This is a genomic window from Rickettsia endosymbiont of Orchestes rusci, assembly GCF_964030945.1.
Taxonomy (GTDB): domain Bacteria; phylum Pseudomonadota; class Alphaproteobacteria; order Rickettsiales; family Rickettsiaceae; genus Rickettsia.
Window position 1 is genome coordinate 175,510 of record NZ_CAXIQG010000002.1, and the last position, 18,925, is coordinate 194,434.

Sequence of the window (18,925 nt, forward strand, 5' to 3'; positions counted from 1 at the left end):
AATAAAAACCTCGTCATTGCGAGGAGGCGTTGTTGCATGGCTCGAATTTTCTATGTCATTCCCGCGAAAGCGGGAATGACATAGAAAACACTTTATCTATCCACGCAACAATGCGATAAAGCCTATACTTAGTTAAGAATACTGCATTTAAAAAGATTTAAATATGTTAATCGCTTCAGTTATAAATTTCATTAGAAAAGACAGTTTCCGTATTCTTCATTTAGGTCTAATTACGATTTCTATAATCGCTTTAGCTACCGCCTATTTCGCAGAATATGTATTACACTACACCCCCTGCCCTTTATGCGTATATGAAAGATTTCCTTATTTAACTTTAATTAAAATTTCTCTAACTGCTTTAATAATCAGAAAATTAAGCAAATATACCTTAGGTTTTATTTTCCTTACCTTATTTTGTTCTTGTCTATTATCCGCTTACCATAGCGGTGTAGAGAGAGGAATTTTTGAGCCGAGCGCTCTTTGCTCTTCAATGATTCATATCCCGAAAGGTTTATCTATAAAACATATCAAAGAAATATTTTATAGCCAGCCGATAACCTCATGTACCAAAGCAGCATTAAAGATATTCGGCTTATCAATAACCGAGTATAATTTGCTTTTAAATCTTTGCCTTTTATTTGGGCTATTAGTTATTTGGTTTTATCCAAAAGATAAAAATTTAGAATCATAAAGCAATTATTGACATTGAACAAGCAACCGATTATCTTTATACTAATCTCTTAATATATTTAGGTCATTTATGAATAAAAATTATTTGATACTTTTTTTTGCTGCTGCTATTTTAATAGGCTGCAAAGATAAAGCACCTACTAAACCAAATCCTGTTTTAACAATTGAGGCCGATCCGAGTCCGGCTATTATGAGAACGATAGAGGATACGAATAGGAATATAGGCAATAATATTTCAAGAGTTCCTACTCCCCCTACTCGTTAATATCTTTAAAATGGTTTATGTAGGCTTTCTTATACTAACTTGAAAGCCTTACGATCGATATGTTATAAATATAATGCTTAGTATAATTTCCCCCGCAAAAACCCTTAATTTTAAGGCTATCTCGTTTCAAGAGTCAACCGTACCGGTATTTTTAAGCACGACAAATTACTTGCTTGGCATAGTTAAAAATTATTCTCAAGAGCAATTAACGGAAATAATGAATATAAGTTCCAACCTTGCACAGCTTAATCGACAAAGATTTCAAAATTTTGAGAAGCAAGAGCTTAAACAAGCAATTTTTGCTTATGACGGTGATGTCTATAATAATATTAAAGTCGAAGAATTAAAGTATAAACAATTAAATTTTTTACAATCTCATTTACTAATTATATCCGGGTTATACGGCGTTTTAAGACCTTTAGATGTTATTAGACCTTATCGGCTAGAAATGGCAACTAAATTACCTGATATAAAGAACCTTGCCGATTTTTGGCAAGAAAAAATTACTAGCTATATCAATCAAACCCTTGAACAACATAAAAATAAGTATTTGCTTAATTTGGCTTCTATTGAATATTCTTCCGCTATTGCTATTAGCCATCTTCAATATCCAATGATTAATGTATTTTTTAAAGAAAATAAAAACGGTAAATTACAAACTATCGGAATAAATGCTAAAAAAGCACGCGGCAATATGGTTAATTTTATAGCTACCAACTCAATCGATAATCCTTGCGAATTAAAAAATTTTTCATATTTAAATTACAAGTTTAGCGTAGCCGATTCTTCAGAAAATAATTTAGTGTTTATTAAATAAGATTAACCCTGATACTATATCTTTCTTTAATTCAAATATTCGTTAACTCTACTTCCTCGTCGCTTAGATTAATATCTACCCCCTAAATAATCCTTAGCTTAGCTTTCAGGTTGAAATAGGCTTTGTTGCATGGCTCATAATTTACCGTATTATGGTTATTACAAGTATGGTGTCATACCGTGGCTTGACCGGCGTTGTTGCATGGATGGTTAAAAACGCTCTCGGTGTCATTCCCGCGCAGGCGGGAATCTAGATATTTAAGCGAATTATATAGTAAATTTTTATATAATTTTGTTTATTTTAAGTGTTTTTTCTAGATTCCCGCCTGCGCGGGAATGACATACTGCTGCTTTTATCGAGCCACGCAACAATGCTTTGCGAGGAGGGACGTAGTCTAGAGCGGCAATCCAGTCTTTGTCATGCTGAACTTGTTTCAGCATCTCTTACAAAATATCCTGAAATAAATTCAGGATGACTTAAAAAGTGTTTTTTCTGGATTCCCGCTTTCGCGGGAATGACATCCTTTTTATGGCAATTTCCAATTCACGCAACAACGCCTCCAGCCGCTCGCAATGACGATTCCGGTAGCCATACAACAACGCCGTTGAAATATCGTTCGTGTATTTTTAACATCACTACAACCGAAAATTAGATTAATATCTTAAGGAAACAACTTAATTTCCTTGATTATCTAAATTATTCTGTTACAGTACCATCCGTTAATGGTGTTTAAACTCCATCATTGCAAAACATTTATTAAACCTTAGTGTTATTATGCTAGGGGGCCGTTTCATGAGTGCTGCAGCATTAAATGCAACGGGAAATTATTGTTTTCAATGATTGAGTTTATCCCCTAGCACCCGGCTCTAATTAGTTTAAGATATGATTGAATAATTATAACAATCTCTTATATCTGTTTAGCTTTATGCTAAAATTACTATGCAAAAAAATTTTGCTTTTAAAGTAAAAATAAAATATTAAGCTACAGCTAAATTCAGAAAGCTTCAGACAAGATAAATTTAAAGACGAGCCTGCGCAAGCAGTACCAAAAGTACGTGAGCACAGGCGAAGGTCGAAAAATTTGCTTGTATCAAGCTTGGCGTTGTTGCATGGCTAGAATGTGACATACGGCACTTTTTTAGAGCCATGCAACAACACCATCAAGCGATCGAGATGACGCTGTACGAGATAGGAGGAAAGAGAAGTTGGCATCGTCAAGTTAAATAAAATAGCTTTCCCTTAAACTGATTTTTTACGATATATTTTCAAGAACACTATTATAAATAACATACTAAATAAAGCATTGCCTAAAAAAAATTGTGACCAAGGGATATATTTTGCACAAAAACCGCCTAAAGAAGCAAGCGTAATTCTAGCAAACGAGCTAAGAGAGGCAATTAATGAATATTCCGTTGCGATAAACTCACTATTACAAAGGCTGGCAAGATAGATAGTAATTACCGTTCCGGCGAGACCGCAGCAAAAATGTTGTATAGTAATAGTAGCTATAAATGCCGGAATATTATGCCCCATAATCGCAAGTATCATAAACATTAGAGGCGATAATAATTGGATAGTGCCGCTAATTAGCACACTTTTAAATATGCCGATTTTTGAGGTTAAAATTCCTCCTAATCCTCCCCCTATAATCATCACTACCAAACCGTATGCTTTGGAGATTGAAGCAATTTCATGAGCGGTAAAAGATAAATCAAGAAAGAAAGGGGAGCTCATAGCCATCGGCACCGAATCACCTGCTTTATATAGGAAAATAAATAAAATAGTTAGTAGCCAACGAGGCTGACTTAATTTTAACGATAAAATACTCTTGCGGATAACCTCAAAATATTGCTTTATCGATATTAAATGTAGAGTAGCATGGCGTTTTTCTTTCGGTTTCGGCTCTTTAATACATAAGATTACTATAGGTCCGGCTAAGGCTACGACAAATGCTCCTTGATAAGCCGCCTGCCAGCTAAAAATACTAGATAAATATAAAGCCCCGACACTAGCTATTAATATCCCAAGACGAAACCCTATACCGCCAAAAGTAATTGCGAGCGCTAATTCTTCTTTATTAGCAGGGCGCTCTATGCGATAAGCATCTAGTACGATATCCTGAGTAGCCGCGCAAAAAGAAATAATAAAGGCAATAATTGCGGTAATATATAAATTATCACTCGGATTAATAACTAAAAAACCTACTATAGATAATAATAAACATATTTGAGCCGTCAACGCCCAGCCTCGTCTTTGTCCGAATTTAGCACATAGAAACGGTACGGAATATTTATCGATAAAAGGTGCCCATATTATTTTTAAACAATAAGGAAATGCCGCTAAAGACATCGAGCCTATTATATCGGTAGTATATTTTGCTTCGGATAATTGATACGGAATAGTGAAAAATACTAAGGTAAACGCAAAACCGGAGGTTAGACCTAATAATAAAATTCCTATTAGATAATATCGATTGGGGTTAATTAATGTTATTAACAATTTTTTCATTTTATTTATTTGTAATATAGGTTTAGGCTTTGATGTTATTCTCTGCACTCTTATGTCATTCCCGTGAAAACGGGAATCCAGGCTTTTCTTTGTCATGCTGAACTTGTTTCAGCACCTTTAGTAGATCCTGAAATAAATTCAGGATGACTATAATTTTTCTGGATTCCCGCTTTTAGCTAGAATGACATAGAACATGCTTAACCTATCCGCACAACAATTTAATACTTCACTTCCAGCGAGTAAGGTGCTACTTTAGAAAATATTTTACCTACTACCGGTATTTTTGTTATAATAGTACTAATTAAGAAAAATGACGGGATAACATTTCCTGTGAGCTTAATTTGCTGTTTCTTAGTATCAATATTACCTTTCATCGTAAAATCAAAAAACGGTCCTTGCGCTTCTGCATCGGACAAGGTTATAATATTGCCGTTATAGCTAAACTTACCTGTCATATTTTCAAATAAAACATTTTTATTATTCACCACGAAACTAATAAAACCGGGTAGCGACACAAAAGATACTATTCGCGTTAAAAAAGGCGTATCCGTTATCACAAAACGTTTGATAGTAAACCTGCCGTCTAATATCGGTATTATTTCGCCTTTCTTAACCTCATATCTTTTGGTGTTGAGAGTAAGCTGAATATTACCGTTTTTCATATTATTATATAGACCGATTCCTCTAAGCAAGCTACCTGCATTATCACAATCAATTAACCATTGTTCAAAACCTTCTTTAGCTACCAGAGACATTTGAACTTTTTTATCCCCGATAGCTGCGTTTAAGGAGCCGGCAAAACACTTTACTTTATCGCAATTTATTTTTAAATCTAAATTATTGAGCATTACGTTATTCTTTAGCCTTACCGTTCCTATATTAGCTTTTAAGGAGATATTACGAGCCTCTCCTTCTTTTTCTAAAAATTGCAACATATTAGAGTGTGATAAATCAAGGTTAGCCCCCGTAAGCTCGCTAGTGAGACTATTCTTATTCATAGTAATTTTTCCCCTCAAGCTTGTTTGAGCGTAGTTAATGACCGGTAAAGTAATGTTATAGGTGTCATTTTTTATTAGAGTATTGCCGATAATTTTTAAATTATCTTCTCCCGAAAGGTTAAACTCAATATTATTGCTTGAAGAAGTATTGCTTAATCTAGATTTTAAAGTTAAATTGGCTTTTTTATGCAATTTTTTATGGATAGATATTTTATCGATATAAAATTCTAAATTATCTAAGTTAGAGCTAACATTGATAAAATTTTTATTATTTTTTTGTTTGTTATATTCAAAATTAAAAACGCTACTGCCGGAAATTAATTTAAATATTCCTATTTTTTGGTTTGCGGCAGTAATATTAGTTTTAATTTTTAACACACATTCATTAGTATTTTCTGCCATATTATGATCATACGTAAAACTACTAGTATAATCGTTAATCTTACCCTTGCCGCTAAAACTTATTTTATTATCTTTATAAGTGCCTTTTGCTTCAGCATTTCGTAACAATATATTATTATTAAAAGCATCAAGCGAAATATTTGTTAATATTGAAGAAACATTATAGCTATTCGGTATATCGGGACTAATAAAAATTATTAGTTCAATTACGGAGCTTGCCGTCCCTTTAATTTTTTTAAGATCGATACCTTGAGCTTTAGTATTTTGATATGCCTCTTCAGGAATAAAATCAATTAAATCTACGACTTCACCTTTGGCGGTAGCGTTAAAAATAAATTCCGATTTTGCAAGCCCCTTCCATTTAAAACTCATAATTCCGTTTGAAATAAGGCTTTTGCCGGTATAAGCCTGTTTTACTAAAAACTTTACATTAGGTCCGGACACCACAATATTAGTATCAATATTTTTAAGAGCCGGTAAGTCTTTATGATATTTATATTCAAAATCTGATATATGCAAATTGGCTTTTAACGCCTCTTCTTCTAAAATATCATCTTCAACAAAATTTTTATCGAGCTTTAAGCTAACTTCACCGTTCTGGATATAACCGGATTTAATATGTTTTTGTAAATATAATATTACCCCGTTATTTGGGATAATTTTTTCTATTGTTTGATAAATCATTATCGGGATATTTGTAGCACTAGCAGTTGCTTCAATATTTTTATCGGTTATTATGCCGTTAAACGATAAAAAAGCTTGCTCTTCAAAGGTAAGTTTACAATCAATCTTTTTTTTATTACCTTGCAAAGGATTAGTTTTATATAAGCATGCGGCTTGTCCAAGCGGTAAATTGGCACCCTTTTTATCGGCTAAGATATCGCTTCTTATTTCAGCTAAATTTAACTTAGTAATAGCACTCTTTTTTATTATATTTAAAGTATAATCACCGTTTATTTTAGTATTTATAATTTCTTCATTATTATTTGAGATAACGGCAAACTTATCGATATTAATATTAGCCGATAACGAAGAATGAGATATTAAATCATGCAAATTAAAAACAAGCTGAAAATTAGAAATTTCTCCTTGTGCATTATCTATAAAATTTAATGAAATTTTATTAATTGATAGATGATTTTCCTTAAATTTCAAATCACTTATTACGGCTTTTATATCTTGCCTATTTAAATAAAATTCGATTATTTTTTTAATCGGCTCATCCATATATCCTTTATTAGCTCTATATATAAGAAAAGTCATAATTATCGAAAATATAACAAGAAATATAAAGAGGTTAAGGAAAGTTTTTTTGATAAAATTCATTTTATAATTATATGTAGATATACTGCTCGTAAGTGAAGCATTGTCATACCGTGGCTTGACCCACTATTGTACGAACGTTGAAAAAAGGCTGTGTCATGCCGTGACTTGATCACGGCATCCAGGAAAATAAAGCCATATTAGACTTATTTTAGAATCTTTTTATGATATTATAAGCTGGATTCCGTGGTCGTAGCCACGGAATGACAGAATTTTTACCTCTTTATTTAAATGTTCGTACAGTAGTGGGCTTGACCACGGTATCCAGATTGTTACTTTCTGGACCCCGTGATCAAGTCACGGGGGGACAATTCCCAATTCTTAAAAGACGAGCAGTATAATTAAAAAAGTCTTGTCTAAATTAACGCTAATCAAGTATAAAGTATACTCTAAAGTTTTATAATACAAAATTAAATAATACATAATAAAAATTTTATGAATATTACCTTTATCGGTTGTGGTTATGTCGGACTCGTATCGGGGACTATAATGAGCTATCTTGGTCATAATGTCGTGTGTCTTGATACCGATCAATCTAAAATTGCTAAGCTAAATAGAGGTATATCGCCGATTTATGAAGCCGATCTTGATAAATATTTACGGCAATCGATAAAATCCGGAAGATTAAAATTTACCCGTAATTATGATGCCGAGCTTGCAACTGCCGAGGCGGTTTTTATTACCGTCGGGACTCCGCCGTTACCGTCAGGTGATGCGGATTTAAAATATGTTTTTGAAGTTATCGATAAAATTTGTAATCGGATAAATAAGGATTGTCTGTTAGTGGTTAAATCTACTGTTCCACCGACCAGTTGCAATAAAATTATTAGTTATTTAGCAGAGAAAAACTTTACATTTAATGTTGCGTCAAACCCTGAATTCTTAAGGGAAGGAACAGCCGTTAATGATTTTTTAGTTCCTGACAGAATAATTATCGGAGTTAATAATAAAAAATCGGAAGAATTGCTTAAAGAAATTTATTTGCCTCTAACTAACCAAAATATAAAGCTGCTAGTGACTGATTTAGTTACGGCAGAACTTATTAAATATGCTTCCAACAGTTTTTTAGCCGCTAAAATTAGCTATATTAATGAAATGGCAAATTTATGTGAAAAAACAGGCGCAAATATTCAAGACTTAGCTTACGGTATGGGTCTTGATCAAAGAATAGGCACAAAGTTTTTAAATGCCGGTCCCGGCTTTGGCGGCTCTTGCTTTCCGAAAGACATTTTAGCCTTAAGGGTGCTTGCTAAAAATTACCGTGCTGATTGTAAAATCCTTGAGGCGGTAATTGATAGTAACCGGAAGCGCCCTTTTGATATGGTAGATAAAATTAGCAATTTAATAGGTAATGATTTACTCGGTAAAAATATCGCCGTTCTAGGGCTTACTTACAAAGCCGGCACCGATGATATCAGAGCTAGTCCGGCAATTGAAATTATCAAAATTTTACTAACTAAAGGTGCGTATGTTAAAGCATTTGATCCTGTAGGCTTAGATAATGCTCAAAAATATTTTGAAAATGAAAATTTATTATATATAAAATCGGCAATTGAGACCTGCTCCGGAGCGGATGCAATTGTTATTACTACCGAATGGTCGGAATTTAATGAATTAAATTGGGAAATAATTTATAATTCGGTTAAATCGCCGATAATTATCGATCTTAGAAATATTTTAGATGCAGACTCAGTAAAAGCGGCAGGTTTTGAATATTACGGAGTTGGGTGTAGGGTATGATGAGCATCGTGTTCTGTCACCCCGTGGCTTGACCACGGGGTCCAGAAAAATTAAATACTGGATACCGTGGTCAAGCCCACTACTGTACGAACGTTTAAATAAAGAGGTAAAAATTCTGTCATTCCGTGGCTACGACCACGGAATCCAGCTTATAATATCATAAAAAGATTCTAAAATAAGTCTAATATGGCTTTATTTTCCTGGATGCCGTGATCAAGTCACGGCATGACACAGCCTTTTTTCAACGTTCGTACAATAGTGGGTCAAGCCACGGTATGACACCGAGCTATTTTATAAATCGAACAATAATTTATATACATAAAATGCAAGCTGAATTTGTACATTTAAGAGCGCAAAGTTCTTATTCTTTTTTAGAAAGCGCGTTAACGATCGACAAAATAGTTGAATTAGCCGTACGGCAAAAAATGCCGGCTATTTGTCTTGCCGATCGGGGTAATTTATTCGGCTCGTTGGAGTTTGCCTTGCAAGCTGCTAAAAAAGGCGTGCAGCCTATACATGGTGTTATTCTTAATATAGAGAATAATATCGATAAAGTAGCTATTGATAATATTAGGGGGTCATTTGACTATAAAGCCGATTTTGCCGAGATTCTACTTATTGCAAAAGATGAAATAGGTTATAAAAACTTACTTAAGCTATCTAGCTTAATCTTCACTAAAAATGATCGCAAAATTTGTGATCACATCACTTTTGACGACCTTATTACTTATAATGAAGGCTTAATTGCGCTTTGTTGTTATACAGACGGTATTATCGGTAAAAGCTTGCTCGCCAAAGATGAAACGCAGGCTGTCCTAGCCGCTCGTAAATTAAAAGAAATCTTCGGTGACCGGTTTTATTTTGAAATTATGCGGCATAATTTACCGGAAGAACAATTTATCGAAGCCGCTCATATTAAAATAGCATATGATTTAGATATTCCGCTTGTTGCTACTAATAAACTATTATTCAGTGATGCAAGCATGCATTACGCGCATGACGTATTATTGTGTATTTCTGCCGGCGTTACCAAAGAATATCAAGATCGTAAAACGATTAGCGATAATTGCTATTTTAAATCCCCTAAGGAAATGAGAGAGCTTTTTGCAGATTTGCCGGAAGCAATAGAGAATACCGTAAATTTGAGTCAGCGTTGTTACATAGCGGCGCATCCCAACCCGCCGATGCTTCCTAATTTCTCTACCGAAAATATTAGCGAAACGGATTTAATTAAAAAAGACGCAGAAGACGGTTTGCTTGCGAGATTATCGACAAAATTTAAATTAGAAAATATTTCTCCGAAGGAGCAAGAAACAATTAAGGAGGAATATTTTACTCGTCTTAATTATGAATTAGAGATTATTTGTAAAATGGACTTTGCCGGCTATTTTCTCATAGTATCGGATTTTATAAAATGGAGTAAGGAGCAAGGAATATTAGTCGGTCCCGGTAGAGGTTCGGGAGCGGGTTCAATAGTAGCTTGGAGTCTGTTAATTACCGATCTTGACCCGATTAAATTCGGTTTATTATTTGAGCGATTTTTAAATCCGGAACGTATTTCAATGCCGGATTTTGATATTGATTTTTGCCAAGAAAGACGTGAAGAAGTTATAAATTACGTTCGTTCAAAATACGGCAATAATAGGGTCGGTCAAATAATTACTTTCGGAAAAATGCAAGCAAAGGCGGTAATTAAAGATGTCTCCCGCGTACTTGGCTTAGCATATAGATATGCCGATTATTTAACGGAGCTAGTACCGTTTAGTGCCGTTCATCTCATAACTTTAGATCAGGCTATTAAGGAAGTCCCTGAGCTTTCAAGTGCGGCTAAAGGCAAAGGATTATATAATTTAGAGGGCGAAGAGGAGTTAATAAAGCAAGTTTTAGATACTTCGCTAATTTTGGAAGGACTACATAGGCACGCCTCTACCCATGCCGCGGGAATCGTCATAGCCGGCAAAGATTTAGTCGAAATAGTACCCGTTTGCAAAGATACTAATTCCGATATGTTAATAGTGCAATATTCGATGAAATACTCGGAAATTGCCGGTTTAATTAAGTTTGATTTTCTAGGACTACAAACTCTTACTGTCATTACCGACTGTAAAAAGCTTTTAAAAGAACAAGGCATCGAGATCGACTTTAATAACATGACGTTTGACGACGAAAAAACTTATCAAATGTTATGCAAAGGTAAAGGGGGCGGGGTTTTCCAGTTTGAAAGTGCGGGTATGAAAGATACGCTTCGGCGTCTAAAGCCTGATTCCGTACAAGACTTGATAGCTCTTGGCGCCTTATATCGTCCCGGTCCTATGGAAAATATCCCGACCTATATCGCTTGTAAACACGGCACGCAGCAACCGGACTATTTACATGAATTACTAAAGCCGATACTTAAAGAAACTTACGGCGTAGTAATATATCAAGAGCAAGTATTAGAAATTGCTAAGAAACTTGCCGGTTACACTCTTGGCAGCGCTGATTTACTCCGTAAAGCTATGGGTAAAAAAATCAAAAAAGAAATGGAGGAGCAGGAGGAAATCTTTGTTAAAGGGGCGGTAGCTAATAATATTTCAGCAAGTCAAGCTAAATCAATTTTTGCGACGCTTGCTAAATTTGCCGGATACGGTTTTAACAAAGCACATGCTTCGGCTTACGGAGTTATTTCGTATCAAACGGCTTATCTTAAAGCTAACTACCCTGCTGAATTTTTGGTAGCATGTTTGAACCTTGAGTTAAGTAATCACGATAAGATCGGCTTATTTTCGCAAGAAGCAAAAGATAATGATATCAAAATCATCCCGCCGAATATTAATATTTCCACCGGTTATTTTAGTATAGGATGTCATGCCCGCCAAGGAGGGAATGACATCGAAGCTACTATATCGGCAGAACAAAAGTCTATAATATTCGCTTTGGGCGCAATTAAAGGTGTTACCGTGAATTTCGGTAAGTTAGCGGCGGAGGAAAGAGAGAAAGGAGGGCGATTTACGACCATTATCGATTTCATCGAGCGTATGCCGCCTAAATCTATCAATAGTAAGTTACTGGAAAATCTTATCAAATCCGGTTGTTTTGATGAGTTACACGATAATCGTCAGCAATTATTTTTAAGTATTGCTAAGCTTTTAGCCTATTCAATTTCTTATTATGAAGAACAAGCTTCTAATCAATTTAGTTTAATTAAGGTAAATAGTTTAAGCCCGCAGCTTTTAATAGCAAGCGACCATGCCGATAAAAATACGCTAGCCTTTTATGAATTTGAGGCATTGGGATTATTTATAACTCATCATCCGTTATCGGAATATCAAGAAATATTTAATCGATTAAATATTTTAAGTTCGGCAAATTTGCATAATGATTTACCGCACGGCACTAGCCGAGTAACGCTTGCCGGCGTGATTCAGAAAAAAGATTCTCGCATGTCGGCAAGAGGAAGATTTATTACGCTACAGCTTTCCGATCCCGATGATATTTTTGAGTTAACTATTTTTAGCGAGGAGGTGTTACGCGATTATAATCACTTGCTGAATGTTAAAAGCCTAGTGATCGTTAATTGCGATATAATAAAAGACGAAGGTGGCATAAAGCTGACCGCTAAAAGCTTCATGTCTATTGAAGAAGCAATTAACAATCAGCAAATTGAGTTACAACTTTTCCCAAGTAGTTATACGGAATTGGAACAGATAGTAAGTTTATTAACAAAATGCTGCGGACTAGAGCAGAGTAACACAAAAATAACTTTATTCGTAAAAACGGAAGTAACTGACGGATTTGTAGCTAAAATAACCTTGCCGGAATCTTTTTGCTTACAAAGCAAAGACTTTGAGTTTTTAAAGAATTTTCAGTATTGCGAGAAGCTATAAGCGTTGTTGCATGGTTCTAAAAAAGTGCCGGATGTCATTCCTAGCTAAAGGCGGGAATGACATCCTAGCAAACCCCAAACGCCTACTTATTTGCTGCTTTTAATTTTTCTAAAACTTCCTTAGCATGATTTTTGACACTTACTGCAGGCCAGATATGAAGGATTTTACCATGGGTATCAATTAAAAAAGTTGCTCTATTAATTCCCATATATTTCTTACCGAACATTGATTTTTGAACCCACACCCCATATTGCTCGCACATATCAGAGTCTGCATCAGAGGCTAGGTCAAACTCTAAACAATATTTTTCTTTAAACTTATCATGTGATTTTAAATTATCTTTTGATACTCCTATAATTACGGCATTTAATTTTTCAAATTCCGGTTTTAATTTATTAAAATCCTGTGCTTCGATAGTACAGCCGGGAGTATCGTCTTTCGGATAAAAATATAGTATAACAAATTTTCCTTTTAAATCTGATAATTTGATATTTTTATTGCTACTTACCGGCACTGAAAAATCAAATGCAACATCACCTATTTTTAACATCATAAAACCCCTATATAATTAAAATTGTATACTATAATAAATTTTAACAAAAAGCATTTGTTTTTTATATAGTTTTTCTATTAATAATTTTTGTAGTAGTTGCTTTTTTATATAACATAATTTATTATTTAAATAACTTACATTTTAAGTTATAGTTTATAGTATTTATTTTCAATAATGAGGTTATTATGAAAACAATAGGCAAAGCGATTGAAGAATTACAAAATACCCTTAAAGATTCCGCTAAAATTATCGCTGCTGAATTTAATAAGAAATGCCATGATATAGCCGATAATTTATCTTCTAAAATAGATGAATTGAAAAAGCACGCTAAAGATAATAAAGATCGCTCTTTAGAATCGATACAAAAACAATATGACGGCATAAAAGAAAATATGACGGAATATCAAAAAGCGACAGGTAAGAAAGCAGAAGAATATCACAAGGTTTTAGTGAAAAAACTTAGTGAATTAAGTAAAAAAATCGAAGACTATAATAACAAACATAAAAATTAAAGCCCATTTAAAAATTATTTTGGAGTCCTAACAATGAAAAATAAAATTTTATTAACACTTGCAACAACTGCTGCTTTAGTATTTGCCTCTAACGCTTTTTCTTCAGCAACAACGCAAAACGAAGAGGATAATGCAGAAACTACCTCGAAAACTAGAACAGTAACCGAAAATCTTCAGGAATTAAAAGATAATTTGAAAGATTTAGCTAAAACCGGCATAGATAAATTTAATCAAAGCCTTAGCGATACCTATACTCAATTATCCGATCAAGTAACTGCAATTCAGGAAAAGATGAAAGATAAAAAAGATGAAGGAGCCAAAAAGCTACAGGAATCTTTAGATCATCTAAACAAAAAAATGGCAGAATATAAAAATGCTAATGCCCAAAAACAAGAAAAAATGCGCAAACATATTGTTAATAAGTTAGAAAAGCTAAATGAAAATATTAGCGAGTATAACGAAAAGGCAAAAGCAGATTCGTGATTTACCGTATTATGGTTATTACAAGTATAGTGTCATACCGTGGCTTGACCATGTGTTGTACGAACGTTAAAGAAAAGGCTGTGTCATGCCGTGACTTGATCACGGCATCCAGAAAAAAACTTAATAAAAAGAGTGGATACCGTGGTCAAGCCACGGTATGACACCGAACGCTTTGCAAAAAGGTTATATTTTATGACCGTTACCAAAGAAAAAATTACCGCTATGTTAAGCTCTAAATTGGGGTTATCAAACAGTTTATGCGAAGAAATTGTTAATGCTATTTTCTCTAATATTTTAGAAACAGCATTTACCGAAAAATTAACTTTAAAAAATTTCGGTAGTTTTGAAATTAGCGAAAAAAAACCACGACCCGGTATAAATTTCCATACTAAATTACCGGTTACTATAGAGTCAAAAAGAATATTGCGTTTTACCCCTTCTGCTAACTTAAAAACATTAATTAACGAATCTTCGGAAAAAAATGTCTCAAAAAAAGATACCGGAAAAAATATTTAATAAGAAACTAGATAAAAAATATTATTCTACTAGCGAAGCAATAAAATTTTTAAATATCTCTTCTCATCAATTAAGGTATCTAGAAGATAATATCCTTAATTTGAGCATTTATAAAATAAAAAACAGAAGATACTACACCGATAGGGATCTTAAAACTATACAAGATTATATAACTAATAATAAAAAAATATCGGTAAAACAAGATACTACTCCCCTCTCTTATAAAATCGATATACTGATTAAAAATCTTAATATTTTGTCAAATGATATTACAAAATTCCTTGCTAATTTCTCTGCGCCGCCTGTATAAATGCTTTACAAAAATAGTTGATTAATCTTTATAAATATAGTATTATACGTATAATACACGTATGAAAGGTATATTATGCAGAAGAAATTAACACTTACTATTGATGAAGCTGTTTATTATAAGTTACATTCAGTAATCGGTGAACGTAAAATTAGTAAATTTATAGAGCGTTTAGTAAAACCATATGTAATTAACGAATATCTTGAAGCAGCTTATCAAGATATGGCTCATGATATAGCAGCAGAGCAAGAAGCATATAACTGGGTAGAAGGATTGGCGCAAGATGGGTTTCATGAAAAGAGGTGAAGTATGGTGGGTAGACTTTAATCCTTCTATTGCCGGAGGAATATATAAAACAAGACCGGCGATAATTATTAGCAATGATTATTCAAATCAAGCATTAAATCGCGTACAAGTTATTCCTTTAACTAACAATACTAGTAAATGTTATCCTTGTGAAGCTTATATATTGCTAAACGGTAAACAAAGTAAAGCAATGGCTGATCAAATAATGACGATAAGTAAGACAAGATTAAAATCAAAAATTACAATAATTTCTAATAATGATATGCAGTTGCTTGAATATTCCCTTAGAATACAATTAGGCTTGTAGTACAACTAAATTCAGAAAGCTTCAGACAAGATGAATTTAAGGAAGAGCTAAGCTAGAGTACGTGAGTACAGGCAAATGTCGAAAAATTTGCTTGTATCAAGCGATCGAGAGGACGCTGTACATACAAAATAATATCAAGAGGTATCTTTATGAAAGAAAAACAAGTAAAGCCGATAATTATCGGTATAGCAGGTACTGAATTAACTGCGCAAGAAATAGAGTTATTTCAAAATCATCCTCCTCTAGGAGTAATTTTATTCAGGCGTAATATAAAATCGGAAACTATTACGGATGGTTTAGGTGAAAAAATACAAATTCAGGATAGAGAACAACTTACTAACCTTATCGGTAGTATAAAAGAGGTGTTAGGGGAGCATTGTATAATTTCCGTCGATCAAGAAGGCGGCAGAGTTAAAAGGCTTATCTCTCCTACTTTCAAATCAGCGCCTAGCGCTAAAACATTCGCCGATATAGCCGAGCAGAAAGGGATAGACATTGCAGTCGAAAGATGTAAACAAAATTATAAAGAAATAGCAAAAGAGCTTAAAGAACTAGGCTTTAATTTAAACTTCGCGCCGGTAGCGGATTTAAGACATGAAGGAGCGCATGATATTATCGGCGATAGAAGCTTCGGCTCTACTCCCCCTACCGTAATTCGCTTATGTCAAGCTGCACTTGAAGGGTTGGCTGAAGCAAAAGTAACCGGCTGCATTAAACACATACCGGGGCACGGGCGAGCTACAAAGGATAGCCACAAAGCCTTACCGAGCGTAGAAGCTTCTTTAGAAGAGCTAGAGAAAACGGATTTTTATGTTTTTAAGGAGTTGGCTATATTGCCGGTTAGCAAACTCGCTATGACGGCGCATATAATATATAAAGCACTTGATCCGGATAATCCCGCTACCTTATCAAAAAAAGTTATTAATTATATCAGAGAAGAAATCGGCTTTAAAGGACTGATCATTTCCGATGCGATAGAGATGAAAGCGTTATCCGGCGGGATGGCTGACATTACCGAAAAAGCTTTTGCCGCCGGCATTGACATAGTGCTTGAGTGCAGCGGTAATTTCGATAACATGACTGCGGTTTTTGGTGCTGCTCCGGCATGCGGGGTAGAAAATTTTTCCGAGTTGTTTATCGGTTGAAGTTTAAGCTTGTGCTTTTTCAAAAATTGCGGTGATGGCGTTGCCCGCGTGGACGGCTGAAGCCGCCATTGCGAAGAGGCAATGCCCACGTGGATCAAAAATTGCTATATTTCGGATATTTTTTAAAAGTACTGCGGTGTCATACCGTGGCTTGCCCCACTACTGTACGAACATTTAAATAAAGAGGTAAAAATTCTGTCATTCCGTGGCTACGACCACGGAATCCAGCTTATAATATCATAAAAAAATTCTAAAATAAGTCTAATATGGCTTTATTTTCCTGGATGCCGTGATCAAGTCACGGCATGACACAGCCTTTTTTCAACGTTCGTACAGTAGTGGGCTTGACCACGGTATCCAGAAAAAGCCTTAATAAAAAGACTGGATTCCGTGGTCGTAGCCGGCTTTGTTGCATGGATCGAATTTTCGATGTCATTCTAGCTAAAAGCGGGGCGTTGTTGCATGGCTACCGGAATCGTCATTGCGAGGAGGCATTTATGCCGACGTGGCAATCCAGTTAAACATATTTTTATACTAAACTTGTTTAGTATTCTAATTAAATCCCTCGTTACATTCGGGATAGCCTGGATTGCCGCGCTCCTTCCAGTCGCTCGCAATGACGAGTTTTTTATTAATTTTCGAGCCATGCAACAACGCCCGAAAGCGGGAATCCAGCCTTTTCTTTGTCATGCTGAACTTGTTTCAGCATCTATTAACAAGATCCTGAAATAAATTCAGGATGACCTAAAAAGTGCTTTTTTCTAGATTCCCGCTTCCGCGGGAATGACATACTAGTGCTTTTATCAAGCCATACAACAACGCCTACGGCTCCTCGCAATGACGACTTTGATATCCACGCTGGCAACGCCGGTCAAGCCACGGAGTTACACATAATTCCCCAAATTTTCCTTCTTAAAATACAAATCTAAGTAAATTTTAAATAAAATATTATCAAATAATTAAATAAATATATTGAAAATATCTAATTTTAATATTAATCTGTTTTTTAAATTTTAAGTTAAAGAATTAATTTCACCTATCATACCGGGTGTGTTATGGTTGTTATCAAATTGCAAAGCGTGCAATAATTTGAAGTTGCTAACAAAATGATTTTTTAAAATAAACACTCACGGCAACACTTATATTTTATATAACGTAACAGATTTATAAATTTAAAAAACAATTTGAATTAATCTCATATTTAGTTTTAATAGGAGGAGTACTTGATTCACGAAACTATTAACCTGCTTCAAAATATGCTGCATAAAAACGGAGTAGGTGCTGAAATATACGCCAGACTAAAGGATCCTTATTCTATTTTAAAGAAAATGAAAAGGAAAGAAATTACTATTGACAAATTGAGCGATCTTATTGCGTTCAGGGTTATTGTTGGTTGTAAAGCCGAATGTTATACGTCTCTCGATATAATTAATGATTTTTACCATTTTAGTTTAAAACATATCAAAGATTATATTGAGAAACCTAAAGAAAACGGTTATCAATCTATTCATGCGATAGTGGAATTCCTTCATTCTAGGCGTAATGCCGAAATTCAGGTGCGTAGTCGTGAAATGCATAAAGTGGCTGAACTCGGTAGAGCCGCGCATTTAAATTATAAGCAAGAACAAGATAAACATTTAGAAGAAGTTTTTAATAAAAATAATAATACGGTGCTTCAAGCGGCAAATGAGATGTTTCACAAATTTAGCTGGTCTGAAGCGGAAATTGTTGCTTATGAGCAAGAAATTATGCGAATTTGGCATAACAAAATCGATGAAATATTAAGATGGGAAAACAACCCGAAAGAATTAGCGTTTGAAGAACGGTAAGTTGCTATATCATTATTGTTGCGTGAAGGCTTTGTTGCATGGCTCAAATTTTTGATGTCATTCCCGCGCAGGCGGGAATCTAGCTTTTTTTGTCATGCTGAACTTGTTTCAGCATCTCTTGAAAAATATCCCGAAATAAATTCAGGATGACTATAATTTTCCGGATTCCCGCTTTTAGCTAGAATGACATACGGCACTTTTTTAGAGTCCTGCAACAACGCTTTTGGTCGCTCGCAATGACGATTCCGGTATCCACGCAACAATTCCTGCTCGTAGTCAAATACGGTATCCACCTAGAGCAAAAATAATTTACAAAAATTAATTAATATTTTGTGATAAAAATATCGCGACGTTT

The 18,925-nt window shown here is 34.4% G+C and carries 25 protein-coding genes; 17 read left to right on the plus strand and 8 right to left on the minus strand.

Translation table 11 applies throughout. The annotated features are described in order from the left end of the window. The first annotated feature begins 163 nt into the window (after positions 1–163). From AAHM91_RS02320 to AAHM91_RS02330, 3 genes are all read left to right on the plus strand, one after another. The gene (locus AAHM91_RS02320) at positions 164–691 is read left to right on the plus strand and encodes a disulfide bond formation protein B (RefSeq protein ID WP_342269736.1); all 528 of its coding nucleotides are present in this window, start codon (positions 164–166) and stop codon (positions 689–691) included. 69 nt (positions 692–760) lie between these two features. Beyond that, positions 761–955: a hypothetical protein gene (locus AAHM91_RS02325; RefSeq protein WP_253308510.1), complete on the plus strand. Its 195-nt coding sequence runs from the start codon at positions 761–763 to the stop codon at positions 953–955. A 73-nt stretch (positions 956–1,028) separates the two neighbouring features. Beyond that, complete coding sequence (locus AAHM91_RS02330) at positions 1,029–1,772, plus strand: YaaA family protein (protein ID WP_253308509.1); 744 nt, start codon at positions 1,029–1,031, stop codon at positions 1,770–1,772. A 281-nt stretch (positions 1,773–2,053) separates the two neighbouring features. Here the strand turns inward: AAHM91_RS02330 and AAHM91_RS02335 are convergent, their stop codons facing one another. The 4 genes from AAHM91_RS02335 to AAHM91_RS02350 all read right to left on the minus strand — a co-directional run bounded on the left by AAHM91_RS02335 (position 2,054) and on the right by AAHM91_RS02350 (position 7,006). Then, the gene (locus tag AAHM91_RS02335) at positions 2,054–2,212 is read right to left on the minus strand and encodes a hypothetical protein (protein ID WP_342269737.1); all 159 of its coding nucleotides are present in this window, start codon (positions 2,210–2,212) and stop codon (positions 2,054–2,056) included. Between the two features lie 579 nt (positions 2,213–2,791). Beyond that, the gene (locus tag AAHM91_RS10925; RefSeq protein WP_410526153.1) at positions 2,792–2,920 is read right to left on the minus strand and encodes a hypothetical protein; all 129 of its coding nucleotides are present in this window, start codon (positions 2,918–2,920) and stop codon (positions 2,792–2,794) included. A gap of 91 nt (positions 2,921–3,011) precedes the next feature. Further along, positions 3,012–4,280 (minus strand): MFS transporter, encoded by a 1,269-nt coding sequence (locus tag AAHM91_RS02345; protein WP_253310120.1) that lies wholly within the window; start codon positions 4,278–4,280, stop codon positions 3,012–3,014. A gap of 218 nt (positions 4,281–4,498) precedes the next feature. Continuing rightward, entirely contained in the window at positions 4,499–7,006 is a 2,508-nt protein-coding gene (locus AAHM91_RS02350) for a YhdP family protein (protein WP_342269738.1), read from the minus strand. Positions 7,007–7,206: 200 nt separating this feature from the next. On the opposite strand from AAHM91_RS02350, the gene AAHM91_RS02355 reads away from it, so the two are divergent. The 4 genes from AAHM91_RS02355 to dnaE all read left to right on the plus strand — a co-directional run bounded on the left by AAHM91_RS02355 (position 7,207) and on the right by dnaE (position 12,609). Then, positions 7,207–7,344, plus strand: a complete 138-nt coding sequence (locus AAHM91_RS02355) for a hypothetical protein (protein WP_341793051.1) — start codon at positions 7,207–7,209, stop codon at positions 7,342–7,344. Positions 7,345–7,438: 94 nt separating this feature from the next. Then, positions 7,439–8,743 carry a UDP-glucose dehydrogenase family protein gene (locus AAHM91_RS02360; RefSeq protein ID WP_342269739.1) on the plus strand — a complete coding sequence of 435 codons (1,305 nt, stop codon included), beginning with the start codon at positions 7,439–7,441 and terminating at the stop codon, positions 8,741–8,743. Next, positions 8,712–8,906 carry a hypothetical protein gene (locus AAHM91_RS02365; RefSeq protein ID WP_342269740.1) on the plus strand — a complete coding sequence of 65 codons (195 nt, stop codon included), beginning with the start codon at positions 8,712–8,714 and terminating at the stop codon, positions 8,904–8,906. Before AAHM91_RS02360 ends, AAHM91_RS02365 begins: the two co-directional genes overlap by 32 nt. A 160-nt stretch (positions 8,907–9,066) precedes the next feature. Then, positions 9,067–12,609: a DNA polymerase III subunit alpha gene (dnaE, locus tag AAHM91_RS02370; protein WP_342269831.1), complete on the plus strand. Its 3,543-nt coding sequence runs from the start codon at positions 9,067–9,069 to the stop codon at positions 12,607–12,609. Positions 12,610–12,691: 82 nt separating this feature from the next. Here the strand turns inward: dnaE and bcp are convergent, their stop codons facing one another. After that, a complete protein-coding gene (gene bcp / locus AAHM91_RS02375; RefSeq protein ID WP_253308505.1) occupies positions 12,692–13,162 on the minus strand; it encodes a thioredoxin-dependent thiol peroxidase in 471 nt (156 codons plus the stop codon). A 185-nt stretch (positions 13,163–13,347) separates the two neighbouring features. On the opposite strand from bcp, the gene AAHM91_RS02380 reads away from it, so the two are divergent. From AAHM91_RS02380 to AAHM91_RS02420, 9 genes are all read left to right on the plus strand, one after another. Next, complete coding sequence (locus AAHM91_RS02380; protein WP_253308504.1) at positions 13,348–13,674, plus strand: apolipoprotein A1/A4/E family protein; 327 nt, start codon at positions 13,348–13,350, stop codon at positions 13,672–13,674. Between the two features lie 33 nt (positions 13,675–13,707). After that, positions 13,708–14,157 (plus strand): hypothetical protein, encoded by a 450-nt coding sequence (locus AAHM91_RS02385; protein ID WP_342269741.1) that lies wholly within the window; start codon positions 13,708–13,710, stop codon positions 14,155–14,157. A gap of 192 nt (positions 14,158–14,349) precedes the next feature. After that, a complete protein-coding gene (locus AAHM91_RS02390; RefSeq protein ID WP_253308502.1) occupies positions 14,350–14,673 on the plus strand; it encodes an HU family DNA-binding protein in 324 nt (107 codons plus the stop codon). Beyond that, on the plus strand, positions 14,639–14,983 hold the full coding sequence (locus AAHM91_RS02395) for a MerR family transcriptional regulator (protein ID WP_410526154.1): 345 nt from the start codon (positions 14,639–14,641) through the stop codon (positions 14,981–14,983). Before AAHM91_RS02390 ends, AAHM91_RS02395 begins: the two co-directional genes overlap by 35 nt. 75 nt (positions 14,984–15,058) lie before the next feature. After that, a complete protein-coding gene (locus AAHM91_RS02400) occupies positions 15,059–15,289 on the plus strand; it encodes a hypothetical protein (protein ID WP_253308501.1) in 231 nt (76 codons plus the stop codon). Continuing rightward, positions 15,276–15,596, plus strand: coding sequence for a type II toxin-antitoxin system PemK/MazF family toxin (locus AAHM91_RS02405; protein WP_342269742.1), 321 nt, complete (start codon positions 15,276–15,278; stop codon positions 15,594–15,596). Before AAHM91_RS02400 ends, AAHM91_RS02405 begins: the two co-directional genes overlap by 14 nt. 149 nt (positions 15,597–15,745) lie before the next feature. Continuing rightward, positions 15,746–16,741 (plus strand): beta-N-acetylhexosaminidase, encoded by a 996-nt coding sequence (gene nagZ, locus AAHM91_RS02410; protein WP_342269743.1) that lies wholly within the window; start codon positions 15,746–15,748, stop codon positions 16,739–16,741. Positions 16,742–16,781: 40 nt separating this feature from the next. Next, positions 16,782–16,919 carry a hypothetical protein gene (locus tag AAHM91_RS02415; protein ID WP_342269744.1) on the plus strand — a complete coding sequence of 46 codons (138 nt, stop codon included), beginning with the start codon at positions 16,782–16,784 and terminating at the stop codon, positions 16,917–16,919. Between the two features lie 127 nt (positions 16,920–17,046). Further along, positions 17,047–17,262, plus strand: a complete 216-nt coding sequence (locus tag AAHM91_RS02420) for a hypothetical protein (protein WP_341793059.1) — start codon at positions 17,047–17,049, stop codon at positions 17,260–17,262. A gap of 31 nt (positions 17,263–17,293) precedes the next feature. Here the strand turns inward: AAHM91_RS02420 and AAHM91_RS02425 are convergent, their stop codons facing one another. Continuing rightward, complete coding sequence (locus tag AAHM91_RS02425; RefSeq protein WP_253308498.1) at positions 17,294–17,431, minus strand: hypothetical protein; 138 nt, start codon at positions 17,429–17,431, stop codon at positions 17,294–17,296. A gap of 22 nt (positions 17,432–17,453) precedes the next feature. Then, on the minus strand, positions 17,454–17,606 hold the full coding sequence (locus AAHM91_RS02430; protein ID WP_342269745.1) for a hypothetical protein: 153 nt from the start codon (positions 17,604–17,606) through the stop codon (positions 17,454–17,456). A gap of 358 nt (positions 17,607–17,964) precedes the next feature. On the opposite strand from AAHM91_RS02430, the gene AAHM91_RS02435 reads away from it, so the two are divergent. Next, a complete protein-coding gene (locus AAHM91_RS02435; protein ID WP_341793062.1) occupies positions 17,965–18,570 on the plus strand; it encodes a bifunctional (p)ppGpp synthetase/guanosine-3',5'-bis(diphosphate) 3'-pyrophosphohydrolase in 606 nt (201 codons plus the stop codon). A gap of 92 nt (positions 18,571–18,662) precedes the next feature. Here the strand turns inward: AAHM91_RS02435 and AAHM91_RS02440 are convergent, their stop codons facing one another. Next, positions 18,663–18,863 carry a hypothetical protein gene (locus AAHM91_RS02440; protein WP_342269746.1) on the minus strand — a complete coding sequence of 67 codons (201 nt, stop codon included), beginning with the start codon at positions 18,861–18,863 and terminating at the stop codon, positions 18,663–18,665. Between the last annotated feature and the right edge of the window lie 62 nt (positions 18,864–18,925).

What these genes read in the sequence shown, in the direction of transcription:
- AAHM91_RS02320 (WP_342269736.1), top strand. Translation starts at nt 164, where the DNA reads ATGTTAATCGCTTCAGTTATAAATTTCATTAGAAAAGACAGTTTCCGT.
- AAHM91_RS02325 (WP_253308510.1), top strand. Translation starts at nt 761, where the DNA reads ATGAATAAAAATTATTTGATACTTTTTTTTGCTGCTGCTATTTTAATA.
- AAHM91_RS02330 (WP_253308509.1), top strand. Translation starts at nt 1,029, where the DNA reads ATGCTTAGTATAATTTCCCCCGCAAAAACCCTTAATTTTAAGGCTATC.
- AAHM91_RS02335 (WP_342269737.1), bottom strand. Translation starts at nt 2,212, where the DNA reads ATGCTGAAACAAGTTCAGCATGACAAAGACTGGATTGCCGCTCTAGAC.
- AAHM91_RS10925 (WP_410526153.1), bottom strand. Translation starts at nt 2,920, where the DNA reads ATGGCTCTAAAAAAGTGCCGTATGTCACATTCTAGCCATGCAACAACG.
- AAHM91_RS02345 (WP_253310120.1), bottom strand. Translation starts at nt 4,280, where the DNA reads ATGAAAAAATTGTTAATAACATTAATTAACCCCAATCGATATTATCTA.
- AAHM91_RS02350 (WP_342269738.1), bottom strand. Translation starts at nt 7,006, where the DNA reads ATGAATTTTATCAAAAAAACTTTCCTTAACCTCTTTATATTTCTTGTT.
- AAHM91_RS02355 (WP_341793051.1), top strand. Translation starts at nt 7,207, where the DNA reads ATGACAGAATTTTTACCTCTTTATTTAAATGTTCGTACAGTAGTGGGC.
- AAHM91_RS02360 (WP_342269739.1), top strand. Translation starts at nt 7,439, where the DNA reads ATGAATATTACCTTTATCGGTTGTGGTTATGTCGGACTCGTATCGGGG.
- dnaE (WP_342269831.1), top strand. Translation starts at nt 9,067, where the DNA reads ATGCAAGCTGAATTTGTACATTTAAGAGCGCAAAGTTCTTATTCTTTT.
- bcp (WP_253308505.1), bottom strand. Translation starts at nt 13,162, where the DNA reads ATGATGTTAAAAATAGGTGATGTTGCATTTGATTTTTCAGTGCCGGTA.
- AAHM91_RS02380 (WP_253308504.1), top strand. Translation starts at nt 13,348, where the DNA reads ATGAAAACAATAGGCAAAGCGATTGAAGAATTACAAAATACCCTTAAA.
- AAHM91_RS02385 (WP_342269741.1), top strand. Translation starts at nt 13,708, where the DNA reads ATGAAAAATAAAATTTTATTAACACTTGCAACAACTGCTGCTTTAGTA.
- AAHM91_RS02390 (WP_253308502.1), top strand. Translation starts at nt 14,350, where the DNA reads ATGACCGTTACCAAAGAAAAAATTACCGCTATGTTAAGCTCTAAATTG.
- AAHM91_RS02395 (WP_410526154.1), top strand. Translation starts at nt 14,639, where the DNA reads ATGTCTCAAAAAAAGATACCGGAAAAAATATTTAATAAGAAACTAGAT.
- AAHM91_RS02400 (WP_253308501.1), top strand. Translation starts at nt 15,059, where the DNA reads ATGCAGAAGAAATTAACACTTACTATTGATGAAGCTGTTTATTATAAG.
- AAHM91_RS02405 (WP_342269742.1), top strand. Translation starts at nt 15,276, where the DNA reads ATGAAAAGAGGTGAAGTATGGTGGGTAGACTTTAATCCTTCTATTGCC.
- nagZ (WP_342269743.1), top strand. Translation starts at nt 15,746, where the DNA reads ATGAAAGAAAAACAAGTAAAGCCGATAATTATCGGTATAGCAGGTACT.
- AAHM91_RS02420 (WP_341793059.1), top strand. Translation starts at nt 17,047, where the DNA reads ATGACACAGCCTTTTTTCAACGTTCGTACAGTAGTGGGCTTGACCACG.
- AAHM91_RS02425 (WP_253308498.1), bottom strand. Translation starts at nt 17,431, where the DNA reads ATGACAAAGAAAAGGCTGGATTCCCGCTTTCGGGCGTTGTTGCATGGC.